Here is a 20,924-nt window from a genome sequence, read left to right on the forward strand (position 1 = left end):
GGAGCGGCGCGGCCGACCGCCGTCCGGCGCACCTGGCCCGCGGGTCAGGCCGGGCCGGCCGCGGAGAAGAGGAAGGCCCCGTAGCCGACGACCCGGCGGGGGTCGCCGTCGGCGTCGGCGGCCGTGGCCAGCCGCAGCTGCTCGACGGCGAGGTGGCGGTCGGCGGCGTACCGGAGCAGCCCGCGCAGCGGATGGGACCCGCAGGCGTCGCCGCTGCCGATCGCGTCGGCGTCCCGGGCGAGGACCGCGGCGGCGGTGCGCTCGTCCCGCCGCCGCGCCGCGCGCCGGCCGAGGAAGTGGCTGAGGTCGGTGGAGACGACGGCGACGGTGCCCGGCAGGGCGAGCAGCGTGCCGAGCAGCGCGGCCACCGTCACCGGTGGGGTGTCGCCGACCAGCACCGGCAGCACCCGGACGCCGGGGCCGAGGGCGCGCTGCAGGAACGGCAGCTGGGTCTCGAGGGAGTGCTCGCCGGTGTGCGGCCGATCGTCCACGGCGACGGCGGCTGCCGCGGTGGCCGCCGTCCGGAGGTCGTCGTCGACCTGGACCGGACCCAGCGGGGTGGCGGCGGCGTCCGCACCGGGGACCGCCATGCCGCGCAGCGGCACGACGTGCGCCGGCCCCAGCAGGACGACGCGGCGGATCCCGTCGCGCCACGCCCCGAGGACGGCGTGCGCGGCGGCGGCGACCGCGCCCGACCACCGGTAGCCGGCGTGCGGCGAGACGACGGCGACCGGCCGGGGCGGCCGCGCCGCGGGCCGGGCGGCGGCGAGCAGGTCGTCGACCAGGGCGGCCAGCTCGGCCGGATCGGCGGGGTAGAACGTACCGGCCACCGCGGCCGGGTGGACGCTCACCGGCTCAGCGGCCGCCGGCGACCGACACCCGCAGCCGGCGGGCGCCCCAGCCGCCGACCGGTCCGTCGTAGCGGCCGGGGACCGCCGTCCCGCAGGTGGTGCAGCGGCCGTCGTCGGTGAGCCGGTAGCCGTCGATGCGGTACCAGTCGCGTTCCACCACCGCGGTGCCGCAGCCGGGGCAGGCGGTCCGCCCGCCGTCGACGTCGTGGACGTTGCCGGTGTAGACGTAGCGCAGGCCCTGCCGCAGGGCGATCCGGCGCGCGCGGGTCAGCGTGGCCGGCGGGGTCGGCGGCACGTCGCGCATCTTGTAGTCGGGGTGGAAGGCCGTGAAGTGCAGCGGCACGTCGACGCCGAGGTGCTCGGCGATCCAGGCGCATTCGGCGGCGACCTCGTCGTCCGAGTCGTTGTGGCCGGGGATGAGCAGCGTGGTGATCTCGAACCAGACGTCCGTCTCGTGCCGCAGGTGGGTCAGGGTGTCGAGCACCGGCTGCAGGCGCGCCGCGGAGACGCGGCGGTAGAAGTCGTCGGTGAACGCCTTGAGGTCGACGTTCGCGGCGTCGACGTGGGCGAACAGCTCGCGGCGGGGCTCGCCGGTCAGGTACCCGGCGGTGACGGCGACGGACCGGACGCCGCGGGCACGGCAGGCGTCGGCGACGTCGACGGCGTACTCGAGGAAGATCACCGGGTCGTTGTAGGTCATCGCCACGCTGCGGCAGCCGAGCCGGACGGCGGACTCGGCGATGTCGTCCGGGCCGGCGGCGTCGGACAGCCGGTCGATCTCGCGCGACTTGGAGATGTCCCAGTTCTGGCAGAACTTGCAGGCCAGGTTGCAGCCGGCGGTGCCGAACGACAGGACGGCGCTGCCCGGCAGGAAGTGGTTGAGCGGCTTCTTCTCGATCGGGTCGACGCAGAAGCCGCTCGACCGCCCGTAGGTCGTCAGCACGACCTGGTCGTCGACCCGGCCCCGGACGAAGCACAGTCCGCGCTGGCCCTCGTGCAGCCGGCAGGCCCGCGGGCAGACGTCGCACTGCAGGCGGCCGTCGTCCAGCCGGTGCCAGTGGCGCCCCGGCACCGTGAACGGGTCTGCGAGGCTGATGTCGGACGTCGTCATCGCGCGGCCTCCCGTCGCTCACGGTGACCACCGCCGCTCCGACGCGGCGTGCCGACAGGCCGCCGGCGACGGATGGCCCGTGCACACGAGTCTTCACCCCTGAGCGCGCGCGGCGCACAGTTGCCGCGCGGGGGGCCGAGAGCCGGCCCGGCCGCCGACACCGCCGCCGCGATCAACCTGAACGGCATCGCGGCCGCGGAGGACGACCGGTTGGTCGTCGCGCACTCGGCGCACGGCGGGCTGTACACCCACGACCCGGCGACCGGCGAGAGCGCGCAGATCGCCGGTGTCAGCGTGCCCGGGGTGGACGGCATCGTGCTGGACGGCCGGGAGCTCTGGGCGGTCCAGAACGGCAACCAGGTGACCGAGGTGCGGCTGGACCGGGACCTGGCCGCCGGCTCGGTCGACGAGGTCATCACCTCCGACGCCTTCCAGACACCGGCCACGGGCATCCGGTACGACGGCCGCCTCGCGGTGGTGAACGCGAAGTTCGACACCGGCATCCCGCCGACCGCCGACCAGTACGAGGTCGTGCTCGTCGACGACTGGTGCCGGTTGCCCGCCGTCCGTCGGATCCCTGCCGCGACGGGATCGAGCCGGCCGGGCGTCGACCGTTGCCCCGGGTCGGGGGGGCGAGAAGAGTGGACCGCGCGGCGGTGCCGCACGGGCTCGCCGCCACCCGGAGATCGCCGTCACCTGGAAGGAGTGGTGGCATGTTCGCCCGAACCACCACCGTACGCGTCGACCCGCAGGCCCTCGACGACCTCGTGGCGACCGTGCGCGACGAGGTCATGCCGATGGTCACCGAGATGGACGGCTGCGTGGGCCTGTCCCTCCTGGTCGACCGGGACGACGGCCGGGCCGTCGTCACGAGCTCGTGGGAGACGGAGGAGGCGATGCGCGCCAGCGCCGACCGGGTCGCGGCATCCCGCGACCGCACGGCGCAGCGGTTCGGCGCCACGCCGGAGGTGCGGGAGTGGGAGATCGCCGTCCTGCACCGGGCGCACCGGGTCGGCGACGGCGCCTGCGCGCGCGTGACGTGGACCCGCACCGACCCCGGCAACCTCGACCGCGTCGTCGACGCCTACCGGGAGAGCCTGATGCCGTGGTGGGAGCGGACGGACGGGTTCTGCAGCAACAGCCTGCTGGTCGACGCCCGCGAGGGCCGGTGCGCCTCGGCCGTGGTGTTCGACAGCCGCGACGCGATGGCCCACACGCGCGACCAGTTCACGACGCTGCGCGAGGAGTTCACCCAGCGGATGGGGATGGACATCCTCGAGGTCGCGGAGTTCGACATCGCGCTCGCCCACCTGCGGGTGCCCGAGACCGTCTGACCGGCCGCTCCCGAACGGTTCCCCGGCGGACACGGCGGTGCCGCCGGGGAACGCCGTCGGCCTCGGACCCGGGCCGGCGGACCCGGACCGGCGGGCCCGTGCGCCCCGGCCGTCAGGCCTGGGCGCCGGCCGCCGCGAACCGCTCGGCGTGGCGCCGCCGGGCGTCCTCGACCGCGCGCGTCGCCTCCGCCCGGCGCTCCCAGCCGCGTGTCTCGCTCGACTTGCCGGGTTCGAGGGCCTTGTAGATGTCGAAGAAGTGCCAGATCTCGGTGATCTGGTACCACGGCACGTCGTCGAGCTCCTGCAGGTGGGAGTGCCGGGGGTCGTCGGCCGGGACGCACAGGAGCTTGGCGTCCGGGCCGGCCTCGTCGTGCATCCAGAAGACGGCGATGACCCGGGCGTGCACCAGGCAGCCGGGGAAGGTGGGTTCGTCGAGCAGCACGAGGGCGTCGATGGGGTCGCCGTCCTCGGCCAGCGTGTCCGGCACGAACCCGTAGTCGCTGGGGTAGCCCGTGGAGCTGAACAGCATCCGGTCGAGCCGGATCCGGTCCAGCCGCGGGTCGTACTCGTACTTGTTCCGCGATCCCTTGGGGATCTCGACCATCACGTCGACGTCCACGACCCGCTCCCTTCCTCGGCAGCGAGGCGACTGTGACCCGGCCCGACGACCGCGTCAAACCGAGTGGACCCGGCGGCCGTCCGCGAACCGGCGGCCGCTCAGGGCACGACGTCGGGCACGAGGCGCTGGGTGTCCTTCGGCGGGCGGACGTAGTCGTCGCTGATGGGCGGCCGCGGCGGCAGTTGCGGAGGGGCCTCCGGGGTGAGGTCCTCGTAGGGGACCGAGGCCAGCAGGTGGCTGATGACGTTGAGCCGGGCGCGCTTCTTGACGTCGGCCTCGACCACCCACCACGGCGCCTCGGGGATGTCGGTGGCGGCGAACATGGCGTCCTTGGCGCGGGAGAAGTCGACCCAGCGGTTGCGCGCCTCGAGGTCCATCGGGCTGAGCTTCCAGCGCCGGGTCGGGTCCTTCAGCCGTGACTGGAAGCGCTTCTCCTGCTCCGTATCGCTGACCGAGAACCAGTACTTGAGCAGCGTGATGCCGCTGCGGACGAGCATCCGCTCGAACTCCGGGCAGGAGCGGAGGAACTCCTCGTACTCCTCGTCGGTGCAGAAGCCCATCACCCGCTCGACGCCGGCGCGGTTGTACCAGGAGCGGTCGAGCAGGACCATCTCGCCCCGGGTGGGCAGGTGGGCCACGTAGCGCTGGAAGTACCACTGGCCCTTCTCGCGCTCCGTGGGGGCCGGCAGGGCGACGACGCGGGCGGCGCGCGGGTTGAGGCTCTCGGTGATCCGCTGGATCGCGCCGCCCTTGCCGGCGGCGTCGCGGCCCTCGAAGACCAGGACGACCTTCAAGCCCTCGGCGCGGATGTACTCCTGCTGCTTGACCAGCTCCACCTGGAGCCGCGCCATCTCCTTCTCGTAGTACTTCGTCTCGACCTTGCCGGTCGACCGCGGCGCCTCCTCGACGGAGGGCGTGGACTCCGAGGGTGCGGTCATGGCCCGCAGCTTGGCCCGGCCCCGGCACCCGGACAACCCGGGCCGCGCCGTCCGGCCGCCGGGTGCGGTCAGCCCTCCGGCGCCGGTGCGTCGAGGAAACGCAGCACGACGTCCAGGACCAGCGCGGTCCGGGCGAGCCCGAAGAAGTGCGTGGTGCCCGGGAAGACCGCCAGCTGCGAGGCCGGGACGCCGACGAAGTCACCGTTGACGTCACCGCCGCGCAGCCGGAGGAACCGGACGGCGTGGTCGAGCGTCACCGCATCGCAGTCGCCGACCGTGACGAGGGTGGGCGCGGCGATGCCCTGGATGTCGGCGTCCGACCAGCCGGGGAAGCCCTCGTCGTAGGTGCCGAGCTTGTCGAGCAGGGTCTGCAGGCGGTCGGGGTGCGGCGACTTGGCGCGGTACTGCTGCTCCATCGGCGTGCCGGCGATCATCTCGACGGTCAGCTCGCTCACCGCCGCGCTGTTCTCCGGGCGGTCGCCGTCGGGGTGGAACGACGCCGACGAGACGACGAGCTTGCGGACCAGCTCCGGATGGCGGATGGCCAGGTGGAGCGCGGTGGCACCGCCCACGCTGAAGCCGAAGACGTCGGCCCGGCCGACGTCCAGGTGCCGGAGCAGTCCGACGACGTCGGAGGCCAGGTGCTCGCTGCGGAGCGGCCGGGCCACGTCGTTGGTCCGCCCGTGGCCCTGGAAGTCGACGGCGATGACCTGCCGGTCCTCCGCCAGCCCGGGGATGAGCTCGCCGAACTGCTGGTCGATGTCGAACAGGCCGCCGTGCAGCAGGAGCAGCGGCGTCCCACCCGAGCCGTGGATCTCGTAGTACATCTGCAGGTCCCCGACCGGGGCGTATCCGGTGCGCGGCGGAGTCTCCGGCGAGGTCTGCGGGACGGTCACCGGGTGAGTCTCGGGTCCACGTCCGGCACCGGTCAACGAGGTCCGCGCCCGCCGTCGTCCCCCCACGGCCAGTGACACGCCGGTCGAGTGAGATCTATTGACTTTCGATAGTCAGGCATCGACAGTCGATCCGTGCTGACGACGCAACGGGCGGTGCTCGCCCTCCGGGTCTTCCTCGTGCTGCTGTTCGGGATCCTGGTCCTGTTCCAGGTGATATCGCTGCCCGGGCAGTTCGCCCACATGGCGCAGGAGTCCCCGGACCTCGCCTACCTGCGGTGGCCGCTGACCGCCGTGTCGGTGTTCTTCGTGCTGTGCGTCCAGGTGGTCGTCGTGTCCACCTGGAAGCTGCTCGGCCTGGTCGAGGCCGACCGCATCTTCAGCGAGGCGTCCCTGCGGTGGGTCGACGCGATCGTGTGGGCGATCACCGCCGCGTGGGCGGTGCTCGTCGCCCTGTTCCTCTACGTCGGCTTCCGCGCGGACGACCCCGGGCTGCCGCTCCTGCTGTTCCTGGTGGTGATCGGCGTCGCCGTGGTGGGGCTGCTCATGGTGGTGATGCGCGCGCTGCTGCGGCAGGCGACGACGCTGCGGACCGACATGGAAGCGGTCATCTGATGCCCATCGTCGTGCGCATCGACGTCGAGCTGGCCCGGCGCAAGATGAGCGTCGGCGAGTTCGCCGAGAGGGTGGGGCTCACGCCGGCGAACGTGGCCGTGCTGAAGAACGGCCGGGCCAAGGCCGTCCGCTTCAGCACCCTCGAGGCCATGTGCCGGGTGCTCGACTGCCAGCCCGGCGACCTGCTCGAGTGGGTCGAGGAGGTGGACGGCCACGGCGCGCCGTCGGCTCCGCACGAGGCCCACCGGTGATCGAGGTCCGTGGGTTGACGAAGCGTTACGGCGACGTCCTCGCCGTAGACGACCTGGGCTTCGTCGTCGAGCCGGGCAAGGTCACCGGCTTCCTCGGGCCGAACGGGGCCGGGAAGTCCACCACGATGCGGATGGTGCTCGGCCTCGACCGGCCCACCTCGGGCGAGGCCCTCGTGAACGGGCGGCCGTTCGCGACCCTCGACGAGCCGTTGCGGGAGGTCGGCGCGCTCCTCGACGCCGGCGCCGTGCACCCCGGCCGAACGGGGCGCGACCACCTCCGGGTGGCGGCCCGGACGCACGGCATCCCGTTGCGGCGCGTGGACGAAGTCATCGAGGAGGTCGGGCTCGGCCGCGCGGCCCGCCGCCGGGTCAAGGGCTACTCGCTCGGCATGCGGCAGCGTCTCGGGATCGCGTCGGCGCTGCTCGCCGACCCCCGCGTGCTGCTGTTCGACGAGCCGGTCAACGGTCTGGACCTCGACGGCGTCCGCTGGATCCGGGAGCTGCTGCGCGGGCTCGCCGAGGAGGGGCGCACCGTGCTGGTGTCCAGCCACCTGCTCGGCGAGATGCAGCAGATCGCCGACCGGCTGGTCGTCATCGGTCGCGGTCGGCTGATCGCCGACGCGACGACGGAGGAGATCCTGCGCGGGCTGGGGCACCTCCAGGTGCGGGTCCGCACCCCGCAGCCGGATGCGCTGCTCTCCCGGCTCCGGGAGCACGGCCTGACGGTCCGGCGCGTCGATCGCCACGAGCTGCTCGTCGAGGACAGCACCGCCGAGGAGGTGGGCGACCTCGCCAACGCCTCCGCCCTCCCGCTGCATCACCTCTCCGAGGTGTCCCAGTCCCTCGAGGACGCCTACCTCACGCTGACCAGCGGCAGCGTTGAGCACTCCAGCCGCCGAGCCGAGCTCGTCGGGACGACGACGGAGGGAGCACGGTGACCGCTGCGGCGACGTCGCCTGCCGAGCAGGGGGTGGCCGGCGACGTCCTCACCGGACGCGTGCTCGCCCGCACCTGCGCGGCCGAGTGGACCCGGCTGTGGACGGTCCGGACCACGTGGTGGTTCCTGGCGGCGGCAGCCGTGGTGATGGTGGGCATCGGCACGGTCGCCGGGCTCGACGCCGACGGCGACGCGTCGCCCGGCGCCCCGGCGTGGCTGGCGTCGTCCGTCACCGCCATGCCGGGGCAGTTCGCCCTGCTGGCGCTGTGCCTGATGGCGGTGACGGCCGACTACGCGACCGGGGGGATCGTGCCGGCCCTGCAGTGGACGCCGCGCCGCGGCGTGCTCTTCGTCGCCCGCGCGGTCGTGGCGGTCGGCGCGGCCACGGCGCTCGGGGTGCTGCTGGCGCTGGCCGCGGCGCTGGCGGCCTTCGCCGCCGCGCGGCCCGTCCTGTCGTTGCCGCTGGACGAGGGCCTCGACGTGCTCGGCACCGTCGCCGTCGTCTTCGCGGCCGGCGGCGCCCTCGCGGTCGGGCTCGGCTTCCTGCTGCGCAACACGGCCGGCGGTCTGGTCACGGTCTTCCTCGTCATGCTGGTGCTCCCGCTGCTCCTGCCGCAGTTCGGCTACGAGTGGATGACCGAGCTCGCGCGGGTCCTGCCGGGGACCGGTGCAGCGTTCCTCCTGCTCGGGGAGGTGCCGGGGATGACGACGACGTCCTCGGTGACGACCCTGCTCGGCTGGGCCGGCGGCGCGCTCCTGCTCGGCTGGCTGCGGCTGGTGCGGGACGACGCGAACCGGTGAGCCGCGCCTCCGTCGGCGAGGGCGCGACGCGGGCCCGCCCCGGTACCGGGGACGGCGCCCCGGCTCCTCGCGCGCGCAGCCAGACCGCCGACGTGCTGGTCGTCGGGGCCGGCCTGGCCGGCCTGCACACGGCCACGCTGCTGGCCCGGCGGGGCCACGACGTGCTGCTCGTCGACCGGCGGACGGGCCTCACGAGCGCCATCCGCACCACGGGGATCTTCGTGCGGAAGACGCTCGACGACTTCCCGCTGCCGCCGGAGTGCCTCGGGCCGCCGATCCGCCGCGTGGTGCTCTACCCGCCGGGGCTGCGCCGTCCGGTGACCGTGACCAGCGCGCGCGACGAGTACCGGGTGGGCGACATGGCGCCGCTGTACCTGACCGCCGCCCGCGCCGCGGCCGACGCCGGCGTGCGGATCGCGCTGGGCACCCGCTACGCCGGTCGGCGGGCCGGCGAGTTCCACCTGCTCGGTCGGGGCGGGCCGACCCGGGTGCGGGCGCGGTTCGTCGTCGGCGCCGACGGGGCGCGCTCGTTCGTGGCCCGCGACCTCGGCCTGGACCGCAACACTCACCTGCTGGTCGGCGCCGAGGAGGTCTTCGCGGTTCCGCGCAGCGACGGGCCGCCGGCCTTCCACTGCGTCCTCGACCCCTCGCTCGCTCCCGGCTACCTGGCCTGGGTGGTCAACGACGGTCGCCACGCGCACGTCGGCGTGGCCGGCTACGCCGACCGGTTCCCCGACGGTCTGCGCGGGGCGCTGCGGCGGTTCGCCGCAGCGGCGCCCGGACTGCCCGACGTCGACCGGCGCGGGGACGTCGAGCGGCGCGGCGGGCCGATCCCGGTCGGGGGTCCGCTGCACCGGATCAGCTGCCCCGACGGGCTCCTCGTGGGTGACGCGGCGGGTGCGGTGTCCCCGCTCACCGCCGGTGGCCTCGATCCGTGCCTGCGGCTGTCGGAACACGCCGCCGCCGTCCTGGACGACGCCCTGCGCGCGGGGAACTCCTACCCCCTGGTCCGGTACGACGGGGCCGCGCTGCGCGCCCGCTTCCGCGGCCGGCTGGCGCTGCGCCGGGGGCTGGCCCGGGTGCGCACGCCCGCCGCGGCGGCGACGGCGTTCACCCTGCTGCGCACGCCGCTCGGACAGGCCGCGGCCCGCCGGATCCTCTTCGGCGACCGGTCCTTCCCCGCACCGTCCGGATGAGTGCGAGCGACTGACCAACCGGCGCGCCACCCGGCAGGGCGGACCGGCGTGGGCCGTGGTCGACGCTTCTCGGGCTGTTCGCGGACCGGCGCGGTACGGCCGGACTCCGCGCCAGCCAGGCCGGCCCCCTTCTCCGGTAGCCGCCCAACATTTACTGTTGGGTCATGGACGAGTCGCACGCTGCGGGACCGGTTGACACAGCGGCGGCTCAGCTGCGGCTGCCGGGCGCCAGGGAGGAGACGGTCGAGCTGCACCGCGACCGGGAAGGCCACTACGTGCTCCCCAAGGGCGCGCACGTGACGACGTCACAGCAGCGCGCGCGCCCGGTCAAGCCGGTGACCCGGCGGGTCAAGGAGACGATCGCGTTCAAGGGCGAAGGCGCTACGTCGTACGGCACCGCTGCCGTCACCGAGAGGCTGGTCGGCCTGCTCGGCAACAACACGGTGGCAGAACTCCTCGGCGTGGCGAAGGACCGGCCGGGTCGCTGGATCCGGGGCGAGGGCATCGACGCGGTCAATCGCGTCGCCCTGGCGGACCTGGAGGCCCTCGTCGGGCAGCTGCTCGCCGCGTTCACGCCGGAGCAGGCCTCGCTGTGGCTGTTCGGAGACAATGCGCACCTCGGCGCACGCCCCATCGACGTCTTCCGACTGCAGGGCAGCGGCCCGGTCGTGGACGCCATCGCGGCGCACGAGCAAGGCGCATTCGCCTAGTGGACCTCTGGCGCGTCTGCGTCTGGTTGCCCGGCGAGACCGACACCGCCAGGAACGGTCACCCCGCCTTCGTCTGGCCACGTCAAGGCCACGGGCGCGTCGACGACCCCGAGCACGACTACCTCGTCCTCTACCTCGGTGACTCGCCCGTCGGTGCCATCGCCGAGTACCTGGGCGACTACGCCCGCTGGACGCCGGCCGTGCTGGAGCCGCCACCAGCCGCTCCCACGGGCAGTCGACTCGGCCTGGCCCGCTACACCTTCACCGGCAGCATCCTGGATCTCGATGACCCCGAGGTGCTGAGCGAGTGGGCGCTGCGACCGAGTTCGGTGGTCACCCGCGACCGCGGTATCACCCAGCGCTGGGCGCGGGCGATCCACGACAGCGGCGAGTACGCGGGGGTCTCGTGGTGGTCCCACCGCGATCCCCGCTGGGCCAGTCTCGGAGTCTGGGATCGTGCCCAGCTCCGGGTCAGCGACGAGGTCGAGGAGTTGACGCTCGTCCACCCGGCACTGATCGAAGCGAGTCACGTGATCAGTCGGGTCGTGGAGACCTAGCCGTCACCTGGAACGGGGCTCACCCGAGCAACCCCGCCGCGGATGTCACACCCGGGTCGCGGGCGGTGTCTCCCTGTCGACGCCAGCAACCACCTGGAGGAGACATGGCGAGCAACACCCGGGTTCCCCCGACCGAGATCACCGGCCTCTACGGAGCCCTGCTGAAGACGATCAGCCGGAGGATCTTCGGTCAGGTGCCGGAAGGCGCGGCGGTGATGTGGCACCACCCGGCCGTGCTCAAGGACTCGATGGCATTCGGCCGCAAGGTCGACTCGTGGAACCGGCTGGACCCGAACCTCGCGTCGTTCGCGGCCATGGCCGCGGCGGGCGTGGTCGGCTGCGGCTTCTGCCTGGACCTCCACTACTTCATGACGCACGACCGCGGCCTCGACGAGGCGAAGGCGCGGGAGGTACCGCGGTGGCGGCAGTCCACGGCCTTCACCCACTTGGAGCGGCGGGTCATGGAGTACGCCGAGGCGATGAGCTCGACCCCGCCCGCCGTCACCGACGAGATGTCGGCCGCGCTGCTCGAGGAGCTGGGCGCGCCGGCGCTCGTCGAGCTGACCGCCCGGATCGCCTTCATGAACTCCAGCGCCCGGGGGAACGTGGCGCTCGGCATCCGCTCCCAGGAGTTCTCGGCGTCCTGCGGCCTGCCGCCGCTGGCGGCGGCGTCGGCGGGGGCGTCGGCGGACGCTGTCGCCCCGGCGTGACCCACGCACCGTTGCTCGTGCGCGGCCCCGCCGTGCGCGCTCCCCAGGAACTGGGCAGGCTGGACAGGGTGGCCGAGCTGCGGCAGTGACGGAGGTTCGTGGCCTTGTTTCCGGGAGCGGACGTGGAACGTGCCGAGGTGCTCGTCGTCGGCGGTGGCAACGCCGGGATCTCGCTGGCGGCGCGGCTGCTCCGCGACGGCGCCCCGGACGTCGCCGTCGTCGCCCCCCAACCGGTGCACAGGTACAAGCCGCTGCTCAACTACGTCGCCGGGGGCGAGGCGACGATGGCCGACCTGGAGCGCCCGATGGCCGACGTCGTCCCCGAGGGGTGCCGGTGGATCCGCGACGCGGTCGAGGCGGTCGACCCGACCGCCATGACCGTGCGCACGCGCGGCGGGCGGGCGCTGTCCTGCTCGACCCTCGTCCTCTGCCCGGGCCTCGTCGAGGACTGGGAGGCCACCCCGGGGCTGCAGTCGGCCTACACCGACGGGTGGGCCGCCTCCTCGTACGTCCCGGGCAGCACGCCGCAGGTGTGGCCGAGGCTGACGGCGCTGCGGCGCGGCTCGGTGGTGTTCACCGTGCCGCCGGAACCGGCGTCCTGCGGTCCGACCGCGCTCAAGCCGCTGCTCATGGCGTGCGACCACTGGCGGCGCGCCGGCGTGCTGCCGGACGTCGCGGTCCGGCTGGTGCTGCCCGGGCCAACGGCGACGGCTGTGCCGGAGGCCGACGAGATCCTCGACCGGACGTTCGCCGGCTACGGCGTCGAGGTGCTGCGCGAGGCCCGGATCGAGCGGGTGGACTGGGAGCGCCGCGCCGTCACGGTCACCTCGCCGTCCGGCCGGCGGGTGCTCGAGGACGTGGACTTCGCGCACGCGGTCCCGCACTACCGGGCGCCGAGCTGGATCGCCGACGGCGGCCTGGCCGCCGATCCGACCCCCGGCCTGGTCGACATCGACCCGGAGACGTTGCGCTCCCGTCGGCACGGATCGATCTGGGCGATCGGCGACGCCGCGGCCGTGGCGACCCGGCCGTCGGGCGGGGCGCTGCGGCAGCAGGTCGACATCCTGGCCAAGAACCTCGCGGCCGCCCGGAAGGGGAAGCCGCTGCAGCGGTACGACGGCTACACGGTCATGCCGATCACGGTGGCCCGCCGGACGCTGCTGCTCGCGGAGGTCGACCGTGACAGCCGGCCCAGCCCGTCGGTGCCGTTCGTCGACCCGATGAAGCCCCGCCGCGCCACCTGGTTCTTCGACCGCTACGTGCTGCCCAGGACCTACTTCCGCCGCATCCTCCGCGGCCGGGTCTGACCGGCCGCCGCTCCTCGGAGGGATGTCCGCCCTCTGGTGCAGGCTGGATCCCCACGTCACGGACAGGAGGCCGGGATGGCCCAGCCGGCAGCGACCGGAGCGGCGGTGACCGAGGTGGTGGCCGAGCTGGCCGCGCTCGAGGACCCCAGGATCCGCGAGGTGAACGCCAGGCACGGTGACGACCACGGCGTGAACCTCAGCAAGCTGCGCGCGCTCGCCAAGCGGCTGAAGACGCAGCACGAGCTCGCGCGCGAGCTGTGGGAGACCGATGACCCCGCGGCAAGACTGCTGGCCATCCTGGTCTGCCGCCCCAGGGCCTTCGAGCGGGACGAGCTGGACACCATGCTCCGCCGGGCGCGCACCCCCAAGGTGCACGACTGGCTCGTGAACCACGTGGTCAAGAAGCACCCGGCCGCCGAGGAGCTGCGCCTGGACTGGCTCACGGACCCGGATCCGGTGGTCGCAAGCGCGGGCTGGGCGCTGACCACCGAGCGCGTGGCCAAGGAACCCGACGGCCTCGACCTCGCGGGACTGCTCGACGTCATCGAGGCGGAGATGGTGGACGCCCCGGAGCGGCTGCAGTGGGCGATGAACCACTGCCTCGCCCAGATCGGGATCGAGCACGCCGAGCACCGCGCCCGCGCCATCGACATCGGCGAGCGCCTGCGGGTGCTCGAGGACTACCCGACACCCCCGAACTGCACGTCCCCGTTCGCGCCCATCTGGATCACCGAGATGGTGCGCCGCCGGCACGACGACAAGGGTTCCGCACTCCCGCTCAGCGGGGCGGACGCGAACACGCCGGCGAGCTCCTGACCCGTGCAGGTGCTCCCGGTCAGACGTTGAAGCGGTACACCGGACTGTGGTCCCGGCTGACACTCATGACGCGTCGAGTGGCGTCCCACCGGCACAAACGCCTGCAGCGGCTACCGTCCGCTCCCACGTTCTTTCATCGTCCTGTGCCATGAATGTGCCATGACGCGTCATGGCACGGGTTGCGCTGGCCCACGCGCTCGACGACGCCGCCGAGCCCGCCGTCCAGGAACCCGCCCCGGCCGTGCGTCCCCTGCGGTCGACAACCTCGCCGTCGAGTGAGCACGGTCACCAGCTCTCGCCGCCGACCGGCCACTAACATGATCATCGTGGTCGACGGGTATCGGCAGACCTCGTTCATCCCGGAGACCGCGCTCGGCGCGTGGGCCGACCTCGTGGCCGCCCTTGTGGGGATCCACGGCCCCGGCGCCGGCGCCCTGTGTGACGTCGTCCGGGGAGCGGACCGGCGCCCGTCGAAGCCCGGGTTCCCCGCGCAGGACCAGCCGGTCGACGGCCTCGCGGGGGCACGACGCCTACGCTGCACGAGGACCGCGGCGGCCAGCGCGAGGGGGTCAATATCGCAGTAGGGACACGTTTGGCTGTGCCGCGTCGCCGCTCAGGCGCGCTAATTAGTACCACTCAGGTATGACTTTGCACTGTCCCACGACGTCGGCTCACGGGGGTTTGTCATGCGGAAGGCCATCATCGGCACGGCGGTCCTGCTGGCGACAGCGGGCTGCGGCAGCGACATAGACGCGTCACAGCTGGACAACGGCCCCCGTCTCGATGGACGGCAGAGCTACAGCAGTCCGAACGAGTTGCTCGATGACCTCCTCGAACGAGGGATCCACTGCACCGACCCCAAACCGCGACATAACCCCTCACGAGTGGTTGATGTCGACACGTCGGAATGCCGTATCGAAGGTGAGGATTACAACATCGAAGTGTTTGCGTCGCCTGTCGATCGGGACATGCTGATTGAGGGCCGTCAAGCCACTCTCGCCATCCTCGATGGACCTCACTGTGACGTGGTCGGAATTGGTTCTGGCGCGTGGGCGGTCGGCTCGTCGGACGACGTGGAGACGTGCGAACTGATCGCTCAGGCGCTCGGCGGAGAGGTCCGAGTGGTCGGTGGAGGCTGAAATCGCTGGTTCAAGCCCGCAGTCGCAGCCAGGGGACCCCGCACCTTAGCCCATCGGGGGTAGGACGCCTCACCAACTGATGGTCGACCGTGGAGACGTTATGCAGCCTCGGTCGCCGGGGCAACGGGCGCCCCCCAGGGTGTGCAGACGACAGAGGTGCCTCCCGCCGGTCGACGTATAGGAGGCGGCAAGAGCTTGGACCGAGGTTGGAAGATCGCGATCGCGGTTGTGTCGGTTGTGGCCTGGATGCTGTGGCGCAACGCCGCCGAGAGCGATGCCGTACCTGCGGCGCCAGCCGTCTGTAACCCACCCGAGCTGCGTGAAGAGTTCCTTGGGCCAGGTCAGGGTCCGCAGTGGTACACCGCCGAGTGGGATGCCTACTTCGACAGGTGCGGCCGTCCCGTACGTGCCGCCAGACCACTTGATCCCGGACGACCCGATTGATGACCCCGGGTTCTACGAACCAGACTTCGAGCCCTACTGTCCCGCTGGTCCTCGCAGCTGCTGATGGGCCACGGTGGGGCTCGCCCGCCGCTCCGGAAACGGTGACGGTGCGCGCGGCCGATGAAACTCACGCCTCCTCCAGCCGAGCTAGACAGGCTCGGCCCAGGTCGGTGATAGCCCACCGTCCGGGACCGCCCAACAGCTCGGACTTCACACCGCCGGAGACGGGCTCGATGAGGTGATGACCGGCCAGCACCTGCGTGACGGCACCGAGAACCGTCCTGTGCCCCGGGAGCCGGTCGACGATCTCCGTATTCGTCAGGGTCAGGAGCTTCGCGCGGTCGGCGTAGCGGACCTCCGTCTCGTGACCGTCAGCCTGCTCGCGCAGCACGGCGAGCACCTGGACGTGCGGGGCCTCGATCGCGTCGAGCGCGGCGGTGAGGATCTGCGACTGGTCGACGGTGGCGTGCCCGTCGAGCCCGTTGGCCAGCACACGCCCAAGCGCCCGGATCTTGTTCTCATGGGTCGTGCGCATCGCGGCCTCGATCACCCGGACGGTCAGCTCTAGTCGAGCCTCGTCGGCGGTCGCGAGGTCGGCGAGTCGGTCAAGCCCGCCGACCTGCTCGGCGGTCGCTTCCAGAACACGCTCGCCACGGCTTGACCGGACGTCGAGTCCGTACCGGACCAGCGCGGCCAGCAGCGGAGCAGCCACCCCGGCGCTCGGTGTGCCGGTGGTCGCGAGGTCAAGCACTCCGGTGGCAGCAGAGGCGATGGCGTCGGGCAGGGCGTCGAAAAGCCGCCGTTGCACGCTGCGGCTCGGCTCCGGCGTCTCGTCGTTGGTCATGGCGGGACGTTACGACGTCCGACTCCGGGTAAGCCGCGCCCCCGGGAGGGGCGGCAGGGGCCACCTCCCGGGGGGCGCGGTCCTCGGCGCTGGTCGGATCCCCGGGGGGCTCACGTCCCCCTCCCCGCCATCGAGTCCCGCCGTCGGCCCCGGTGCCCCAGGGGCGCGGTCGCGGGTGACGTTGACGCCGAAGGTTCCAGATCAGCCGCCGCGGCGGCGCTTGCGCGACGGCCGGCTGCCGGTGGCCGGTTCGGTTCCGGCGGCCGTCCGGTCGTCCGCGCTGCCGATCCCGCCGTCGACGAACGTGACCGTCTTGGCGATCTCGCCGCCGCGCCGGTCACCGGCCAGCCGGCCCATCACGGCCTGCTCGGCGGCGGCCGGTGAGGTGGCCCGGACCCGATGGACGGTCTCGTGCCCGTCGGGACGGCGGGTGAGCACCTCGAAGACCTCGGCGCTGTCGGCCATGACGGGTCCTACCCTTCGGCTCAGGCGTCCAGGACGCGGACGGCGTCGGGGACGACCAGGTCGGCGCCGGTGCGGAACCACATGAGGAAGCCGCGCTCGCCGGTCGGCCGGCGGTTGGCGCCGAACAGGTGCGGCACGAGTTCGACGACGGTCCCGACCCGGTCGACCACGTAGTACTGCCGCAGGTCGCCGTAGATCATCAGGTGGTTGGTCGCCGCGGCGGTGACCGAGCCGTCCATCTCGGAGGACTCGTACACCCGGCGGCCGAGCAGCGCCGCCGGGGTGTTGTCGCCGAGCGCGGCCCAAAGGGCGGCGCTGCCGGTGGTGTCGAACTGCCGGACGGCGTCGTAGATGTCCTCGTTGGCCAGCCACGCCGCCTGCGCTCGCCACCGGGCCGGCAGCGCGGCCTTGAGCTTGTAGAGGTCGCCGAGGGCGAGGGTGTCGGCGCTCGCCGTCGCCACGGTCTTGCCGGCCGCCACCGCGGCGGTGACGATGCCGCGCGGCTGGCCGGTGCCAGTGCCGGTGACGAACGCGGCGGCCTCCAGGCGGTCCTTGGCGTCGACCAGCAGCCGGGCCATCTCCGCGGCGAAGGCCGCGGCGTCGCCGCCGACCTCGAAGGAGAAGGGGATCCAGGCGTCGCCCTTGTGCACCGGGATCGACGGCTGGCTCACCGTCGGGGAGGCGTCGGCGACCTCGGCCGCCTCGGCCTTCCACTCGGCGGTGACCCCGGCGGAGGTGACGCCGTTCCAAGCGTCGGTGGCGATGGTCTTGGTGGTGAACGCGTCGCGCAGCCGGACGTTCGAGGTTCCCGAGTTGGTCACCACGACCGCCGGGTCCAGGCTGAAGGGGACCATGAAGCCGCCGGCCCCGTCGGTGAGGCTCATCGCCCGCTGGAGCTGCTGCACGCGGGCGAACGCCTGCCGCTCGGCGTCGTCCCACTCGAACGAGCCGTGCTGCGGGTTCCGCACGAGCTTGTGGAACGCCGACCGGTAGGCCGGGTCACCGGCGACGGTGACCCACCGGGCCAGGGCGTCGGTCTCGTCGGCGTCGACGGCGCGGGCGACGGCGTCCAGCGCCGACCGGTGCAGGTGCCCGTCGGTGCGCTCGGTGCGGTCGAGCACGTCCAGCGCCCGACCGCGGACACCCTCCCGGACCGGACGCGCGTCCTGGCCCCCGCCCCAGTGGATGCCGTCGCGGCCGACCGGCACGACGCCGCGCCGGTCGATCACGGTCATGTCCTCGACCAGGTTGAGCAGGCCGTCGAGGGTCTTGACGAGGCCGCGGACCTCGGCCTGCTCGGCGTCGGAGAGGGCGCCGTCGGTGGCGCCGCGCTCCAGGTACTCGATCCGGGCGCGGACGCCATCGGCCTCGCGCAGTACCTCGCCGGGGCTGGCGTCGGCGGCGCGGAACTGGTCGGCGGTACGGAAGATCACGGAAGGCTTGGGCATGGGGTCACTCGCTCCACAGCAGAAGGGGGCACAAGGAGGACGCGCGTTGATGCGCTGGTCCGGCCTGCCTGTCCGTGCGGTGACGGTGGCCCTGGGTGCGGTGCCCCAAGCCGACGACGATCACGGTACCGGCCTGTCCGCCGGGCCACGCGTGTCCCGTGACGGCTGGGGCCACCGGGAACTCCCATCCCGACCCGACGATCGAGCCCTCGGCGTCCTCGTCATCGAGGACGTTCAGCTCGGCGACGGCCAGGATCCGGCGGCGCTCCTGAAGCGCCCGGACCAGCGCGGCGGCCATGCGCATCCGGAAGTTCCGGACTGCGCCCGGGTCGGTCGCCGAGCGGCCGTCCATGAGGTCGAGCACCATCCACTTGATGGTGTCGTCGGACAGCCGGGCGACGTCGGTCTGGGAGATCAGCATGTGCGTGCCCTTAGCGTCATGACAGCGAGCCGTTGTTCGGTTGGGGGGAAATCGACGGCGGCGGGTCCAGCGCGGTGATCCGCCAGAGATTGCTCGGCGCCCAAGTAGCCGATGCGAGTCCGACCGGGGCGCACCGTCCGGCCTCCGAGCTGCGAGAACACACGTTTCCGCTGTCAGACTTGTCTCGCTTGACGCTCGGACCCCGAATTACTGTGGGCCGCACGGAACCCGTCTGGACGTCCCTGGTTCGGGACTTCATCCGCCGGTTCGACCGGTGAGCGGGGCGTTCATCGCGCTGATCGGCACGCTGGTCGGGCTGATGGGTGCGTGTTTCCTGTGGCAGACCCGCACGCTCAAGGCCGGGTTCCGGGTCGAGATGGGGAGGGTGCGCGGCGAGCTGCGCGAGGGTCTGGCCCGCATCGAGGCCACCCTGCGTCGGCGTGGATGAAGCCAGAACGGCCGCGCCGGGGTCGATGAGGTCCGACCGACGGTCGGCTGCCGGGCACCACGCGCACCTCGGTGGTCGGCCGGTGCTGCGCCGGCAAGTAGCAGTGCAGGCACGCCGCGTATGCGACGACATCAGGTTCCTGATCACGCGACCCTCCCGGCGTTACACCCGTGCTCGTGGCCCTGGGTCTCGACGTGCCAGCCGCAGCCGGGGCAGCGACCAGGGCCGGTGAGCTTCACGAAGGGACGATCCGTATCCGGTCCAGCCGGTTGAGCCGCTTTATCCGGTTCGTGAAGAGGGGCCAGGTGGAACCGGCTGAACGGGAGGGTGAACGAGGCGCGCAGGTAGCCCCGGGGGCCCTGGGTGTGCGGCCGGCTGGCGTGGACGTCGTAGGCGGTGACGAGCATCCGGCCCAGCCGCTGCGCGGTGAGGCGCTTGCCGAAGGACGACCCCTCGCCCCACATCTCGGGGTGCTCCGAGACCAGGCGGTCGATCAGGTCCTCCGTGGCGATGAAGGACGCGGTGGTGTCGCTCCAGACCTTGTGGATGTGCTTGAGGAGCACGACGGCGGGCTGCTGCTGCATGAGTCCTTCCTCCTGTTCGAGCTGGATGCGCTTGACGTCGGCCACAGCAAGCACGTCGACGAGCGCGGGCCAGCGGTCGCCGGCGGCGGCGGCCACGCGCTTGAGCGGCAGCCACCGCTCGCGGGCGCGACCCTTGATCAGCGGCGGCAGGTCGGGCCGGTGGTTCCGGACCCGGTCACGAACGTCGTCGGCCCACGCCGCCAGCCGGGCGCCCAGGAGGGCGGCGTCGTCCTCGATCCGCTCCCAGTCCGACTCCTCGATGTCGTCGTCGGGCATGAGCAGGACCCGGATGCAACGGCTGCGGGTGTCCCCCGGGAGGTTCGGGTTGTTCCCGGCCATCGCGACGGGGGCGAAGGTGGGCATCTCCTTCGGCTCCCAGCCGCCGCCCTTGACCGGCACCAGGACCGGCCGGGTGGCACCGCGCTTGTACCCGCTATTGAGGATCGCCACCAGATCGGTGACGCCGTCCTTGTTCGGGGCCAGCGTGCGGTCGACCTCGTCGATGAGCAGCGTGCGCAGCTCGGTGTCGAGCATCCGGGTGAGCAGGGCCGGCGAGGACAGCGCGGCTATCTGCACCGGCGCCCGGCAGAGCCGGAGCAGGTGCTCCAGCACGGTCGTCTTGCCCGCGCCGGGAACCGGCGAGTCCAGCACCAGTCGCGGGGTCGAGTAGGTCTCCTCGACCAGCCAGGTGTGCGCCGCCCACAGGGTCAGCAGGTCCAGGTCGGCCGGCGTCATGGTGGAGATGAACCGCCCCAGCCAGGCCCGGACCTCGTCGAGCACGAGGCCGTCGGCGTCGTAGCCGGTTCGGTCAGCCCTCTCCGGGAAACCGGATACTGCGGCTGAACCGGCCGAGCCGGATACCGGCACCCCCTCGTCGAGGTCGACCTCGGCCAGCCACGGGTCACTCATGCACACCGCCTCGGAAGGACCGGGCCATAGCGCCGAGGATCCGCGCCGAGGGCCCTGCGCACATGAGCCGGAGGCAGCCCGACCAGCCCAACGGTGCGCAGGTGAGCCAGCGCGCGCGCCCAGGCGTCCAGCTCGACGACGTCGACGAGGCCGACGTCGTTCGCCGGGTTGAGCGGATCGCGACGGCCGTCCGGCAGCGGCTCACACCGCAGGGCGGCCCGACGGCGACGGCCGAGCTGTGCGGCGGTCGTGTCCGACGTCCTGGGACCGGTACCGTGGTCGTGCCCGCCCGGCACGTTCACCACGGCGCCCTTCTCGACCTTGTTGGGACGGGCGTTCGTCATGCCGCCCCCGCGCTCGGCCCGTCCGCCTGCTCGTCGAGCCAGGCGTCGACGTCCTCCCACCGGTAGCGAAGGTGCTTGCCGACGCGGATGCCGCGGGGGCCCTTGGCCTGCGTCCTCCAGTTGTAGAGCGTCTGCTTGGGCACGCCGATGTAGGCGGCCACATCCTCGACCGTGCCGAGCGGGGTGGGGTGGATCATGAGCTTGAGCCTCCATCGAACAGCTTGACGGGGTG

Annotated in this window: 25 protein-coding genes; 13 read left to right on the forward strand and 12 right to left on the reverse strand. The window is 72.8% G+C overall.

Features of this window, described 5'->3' with window-relative positions; all coding sequences use genetic code 11:
• Nucleotides 1–44: 44 nt before the first annotated feature.
• Both amrB and amrS read right to left on the reverse strand, forming a co-directional pair.
• Nucleotides 45–851 carry an AmmeMemoRadiSam system protein B gene (gene amrB, locus OF117_RS08620; RefSeq protein WP_263552420.1) on the reverse strand — a complete coding sequence of 269 codons (807 nt, stop codon included), beginning with the start codon at nucleotides 849–851 and terminating at the stop codon, nucleotides 45–47.
• Nucleotides 852–855: 4 nt separating this feature from the next.
• Nucleotides 856–1,962 (reverse strand): AmmeMemoRadiSam system radical SAM enzyme, encoded by a 1,107-nt coding sequence (gene amrS, locus OF117_RS08625; protein ID WP_263552421.1) that lies wholly within the window; start codon nucleotides 1,960–1,962, stop codon nucleotides 856–858.
• A 713-nt stretch (nucleotides 1,963–2,675) separates the two neighbouring features.
• On the opposite strand from amrS, the gene OF117_RS08630 reads away from it, so the two are divergent.
• On the forward strand, nucleotides 2,676–3,296 hold the full coding sequence (locus OF117_RS08630) for a putative quinol monooxygenase (RefSeq protein ID WP_263552422.1): 621 nt from the start codon (nucleotides 2,676–2,678) through the stop codon (nucleotides 3,294–3,296).
• Nucleotides 3,297–3,408: 112 nt separating this feature from the next.
• Here OF117_RS08630 and OF117_RS08635 read toward each other — a convergent pair whose 3' ends face one another.
• The 3 genes from OF117_RS08635 to OF117_RS08645 form a co-directional block, all read right to left on the reverse strand.
• The gene (locus tag OF117_RS08635) at nucleotides 3,409–3,915 is read right to left on the reverse strand and encodes an inorganic diphosphatase (protein WP_263552423.1); all 507 of its coding nucleotides are present in this window, start codon (nucleotides 3,913–3,915) and stop codon (nucleotides 3,409–3,411) included.
• Nucleotides 3,916–4,013: 98 nt separating this feature from the next.
• Nucleotides 4,014–4,853 (reverse strand): polyphosphate kinase 2, encoded by an 840-nt coding sequence (gene ppk2, locus OF117_RS08640; RefSeq protein WP_263552424.1) that lies wholly within the window; start codon nucleotides 4,851–4,853, stop codon nucleotides 4,014–4,016.
• A gap of 68 nt (nucleotides 4,854–4,921) precedes the next feature.
• Nucleotides 4,922–5,749: an alpha/beta fold hydrolase gene (locus OF117_RS08645; RefSeq protein WP_263552425.1), complete on the reverse strand. Its 828-nt coding sequence runs from the start codon at nucleotides 5,747–5,749 to the stop codon at nucleotides 4,922–4,924.
• Nucleotides 5,750–5,881: 132 nt separating this feature from the next.
• Between OF117_RS08645 and OF117_RS08650 the strand changes: the two genes are divergently transcribed.
• From OF117_RS08650 to OF117_RS08700, 11 genes are all read left to right on the forward strand, one after another.
• Nucleotides 5,882–6,361, forward strand: coding sequence for a DUF2975 domain-containing protein (locus OF117_RS08650; protein WP_263552426.1), 480 nt, complete (start codon nucleotides 5,882–5,884; stop codon nucleotides 6,359–6,361).
• A complete protein-coding gene (locus OF117_RS08655; RefSeq protein ID WP_263552427.1) occupies nucleotides 6,361–6,612 on the forward strand; it encodes a helix-turn-helix domain-containing protein in 252 nt (83 codons plus the stop codon). The genes OF117_RS08650 and OF117_RS08655 overlap by 1 nt, the downstream gene beginning before the upstream one ends.
• Entirely contained in the window at nucleotides 6,609–7,550 is a 942-nt protein-coding gene (locus OF117_RS08660) for an ABC transporter ATP-binding protein (protein WP_263552428.1), read from the forward strand. Before OF117_RS08655 ends, OF117_RS08660 begins: the two co-directional genes overlap by 4 nt.
• On the forward strand, nucleotides 7,547–8,350 hold the full coding sequence (locus OF117_RS08665; protein WP_263552429.1) for a hypothetical protein: 804 nt from the start codon (nucleotides 7,547–7,549) through the stop codon (nucleotides 8,348–8,350). The genes OF117_RS08660 and OF117_RS08665 overlap by 4 nt, the downstream gene beginning before the upstream one ends.
• Nucleotides 8,347–9,546: an NAD(P)/FAD-dependent oxidoreductase gene (locus OF117_RS08670; protein ID WP_263552430.1), complete on the forward strand. Its 1,200-nt coding sequence runs from the start codon at nucleotides 8,347–8,349 to the stop codon at nucleotides 9,544–9,546. The genes OF117_RS08665 and OF117_RS08670 overlap by 4 nt, the downstream gene beginning before the upstream one ends.
• A 164-nt stretch (nucleotides 9,547–9,710) precedes the next feature.
• Nucleotides 9,711–10,256 carry a hypothetical protein gene (locus tag OF117_RS08675; protein WP_263552431.1) on the forward strand — a complete coding sequence of 182 codons (546 nt, stop codon included), beginning with the start codon at nucleotides 9,711–9,713 and terminating at the stop codon, nucleotides 10,254–10,256.
• Entirely contained in the window at nucleotides 10,256–10,813 is a 558-nt protein-coding gene (locus OF117_RS08680) for an RES family NAD+ phosphorylase (protein ID WP_263552432.1), read from the forward strand. Before OF117_RS08675 ends, OF117_RS08680 begins: the two co-directional genes overlap by 1 nt.
• Nucleotides 10,814–10,917: 104 nt before the next feature.
• On the forward strand, nucleotides 10,918–11,523 hold the full coding sequence (locus OF117_RS08685; RefSeq protein WP_263552433.1) for a carboxymuconolactone decarboxylase family protein: 606 nt from the start codon (nucleotides 10,918–10,920) through the stop codon (nucleotides 11,521–11,523).
• Between the two features lie 122 nt (nucleotides 11,524–11,645).
• Nucleotides 11,646–12,830 carry an NAD(P)/FAD-dependent oxidoreductase gene (locus tag OF117_RS08690; RefSeq protein ID WP_263552434.1) on the forward strand — a complete coding sequence of 395 codons (1,185 nt, stop codon included), beginning with the start codon at nucleotides 11,646–11,648 and terminating at the stop codon, nucleotides 12,828–12,830.
• Nucleotides 12,831–12,905: 75 nt separating this feature from the next.
• Nucleotides 12,906–13,646, forward strand: a complete 741-nt coding sequence (locus OF117_RS08695) for a DNA alkylation repair protein (RefSeq protein WP_263552435.1) — start codon at nucleotides 12,906–12,908, stop codon at nucleotides 13,644–13,646.
• Nucleotides 13,647–14,332: 686 nt separating this feature from the next.
• Entirely contained in the window at nucleotides 14,333–14,785 is a 453-nt protein-coding gene (locus OF117_RS08700; protein ID WP_263552436.1) for a hypothetical protein, read from the forward strand.
• Nucleotides 14,786–15,356: 571 nt separating this feature from the next.
• Here the strand turns inward: OF117_RS08700 and OF117_RS08705 are convergent.
• The 4 genes from OF117_RS08705 to OF117_RS08720 all read right to left on the reverse strand — a co-directional run bounded on the left by OF117_RS08705 (nucleotide 15,357) and on the right by OF117_RS08720 (nucleotide 18,353).
• On the reverse strand, nucleotides 15,357–16,073 hold the full coding sequence (locus OF117_RS08705) for a hypothetical protein (protein WP_263552437.1): 717 nt from the start codon (nucleotides 16,071–16,073) through the stop codon (nucleotides 15,357–15,359).
• Between the two features lie 201 nt (nucleotides 16,074–16,274).
• Nucleotides 16,275–16,538: a hypothetical protein gene (locus tag OF117_RS08710; RefSeq protein WP_263552438.1), complete on the reverse strand. Its 264-nt coding sequence runs from the start codon at nucleotides 16,536–16,538 to the stop codon at nucleotides 16,275–16,277.
• 20 nt (nucleotides 16,539–16,558) lie between these two features.
• A complete protein-coding gene (locus OF117_RS08715) occupies nucleotides 16,559–17,986 on the reverse strand; it encodes a phage major capsid protein (protein ID WP_263552439.1) in 1,428 nt (475 codons plus the stop codon).
• A 4-nt stretch (nucleotides 17,987–17,990) separates the two neighbouring features.
• Complete coding sequence (locus OF117_RS08720) at nucleotides 17,991–18,353, reverse strand: hypothetical protein (RefSeq protein WP_263552440.1); 363 nt, start codon at nucleotides 18,351–18,353, stop codon at nucleotides 17,991–17,993.
• Nucleotides 18,354–18,681: 328 nt separating this feature from the next.
• Between OF117_RS08720 and OF117_RS08725 the strand changes: the two genes are divergently transcribed.
• Nucleotides 18,682–18,855 (forward strand): hypothetical protein, encoded by a 174-nt coding sequence (locus OF117_RS08725; RefSeq protein WP_263552441.1) that lies wholly within the window; start codon nucleotides 18,682–18,684, stop codon nucleotides 18,853–18,855.
• Between the two features lie 143 nt (nucleotides 18,856–18,998).
• On the opposite strand, the gene OF117_RS08730 is transcribed toward OF117_RS08725, so the two are convergent.
• Genes OF117_RS08730 through OF117_RS08740 form a run of 3 tightly spaced genes read right to left on the reverse strand, consistent with a single transcriptional unit; the run spans nucleotide 18,999 to nucleotide 20,889 of the window.
• Nucleotides 18,999–20,348 carry a DUF3631 domain-containing protein gene (locus tag OF117_RS08730; protein ID WP_263552442.1) on the reverse strand — a complete coding sequence of 450 codons (1,350 nt, stop codon included), beginning with the start codon at nucleotides 20,346–20,348 and terminating at the stop codon, nucleotides 18,999–19,001.
• On the reverse strand, nucleotides 20,345–20,692 hold the full coding sequence (locus OF117_RS08735; RefSeq protein WP_263552443.1) for a hypothetical protein: 348 nt from the start codon (nucleotides 20,690–20,692) through the stop codon (nucleotides 20,345–20,347). The genes OF117_RS08730 and OF117_RS08735 overlap by 4 nt, the downstream gene beginning before the upstream one ends.
• A complete protein-coding gene (locus OF117_RS08740) occupies nucleotides 20,689–20,889 on the reverse strand; it encodes a helix-turn-helix transcriptional regulator (RefSeq protein ID WP_263552444.1) in 201 nt (66 codons plus the stop codon). Before OF117_RS08740 ends, OF117_RS08735 begins: the two co-directional genes overlap by 4 nt.
• Between the last annotated feature and the right edge of the window lie 35 nt (nucleotides 20,890–20,924).

The sequence above is a fragment of the Geodermatophilus sp. YIM 151500 genome, from assembly GCF_025716945.1.
Lineage (GTDB): Bacteria > Actinomycetota > Actinomycetes > Mycobacteriales > Geodermatophilaceae > YIM-151500.